The sequence below is a fragment of the Marisediminitalea alba genome (genome assembly GCF_002993365.1).
Taxonomy (GTDB): domain Bacteria; phylum Pseudomonadota; class Gammaproteobacteria; order Enterobacterales; family Alteromonadaceae; genus Alteromonas; species Alteromonas alba.
On sequence record NZ_PVNP01000207.1, the window covers coordinates 1 to 630 of the forward strand.

Annotated in this window: 1 pseudogene; it reads left to right on the top strand. The window is 46.5% G+C overall.

Features of this window, described 5'->3' with window-relative positions:
* A pseudogene (locus C6Y40_RS22225) lies at positions 1–123 on the top strand (IS1595 family transposase); the annotation flags it as partial.
* Positions 124–630 lie beyond the last annotated feature (507 nt).

Genomic DNA, 630 nt, shown 5'->3' on the forward strand with positions numbered 1-630 from the left:
TTTCACGGAGTAGCCACAAAATACTTGGAACACTACCTGGGTTGGTTCAGGTTTATGGATAATCCAGAAAACCTTAACGAAAACAGGCTCTTTTCGATTCAACAACAGTTAATCCGAACATAGCCGCTGAGAATTGCACGGTACGATTGCTGATAAAAGCAATCCTTGCTTACAGCGAAAGATTGCCCGCGCCGCGCAAACCACGGGAAGAAATTACCACAGTTGGTTGATAGCCATGGACACAAAAACAACCAATAGCGGTGGGACGCTAAAACAAGAAAAAAATACCGGCGTTAACACTGCCCCGAGCTTTTATTTTTGCAACAATTAACGAATGGGGGCTAACGCCCTAATTTGGCGGCACAAACGCGTGGGCTACACTGCGAAGCAGAGCCCGCGTGTTTGTGTCCCCAACATTTGTTTGTTATGCGTGCGAGACTCCTGCCCCTCGCGGCTTTGCCGCCACCGCCCGCTACAACAAACTGTTGATTTAAATAATAACAATTACCTTAAAACAACCCTGGGCGAAAAGCCAGATGATAAAGCGACTGCTAAAGAAGTGAGCTAGCTGGCAAAACTGATTGTGCCGAATGCTGGTGTTACCGAACTAAAACAAACAAGCGTTGCTAA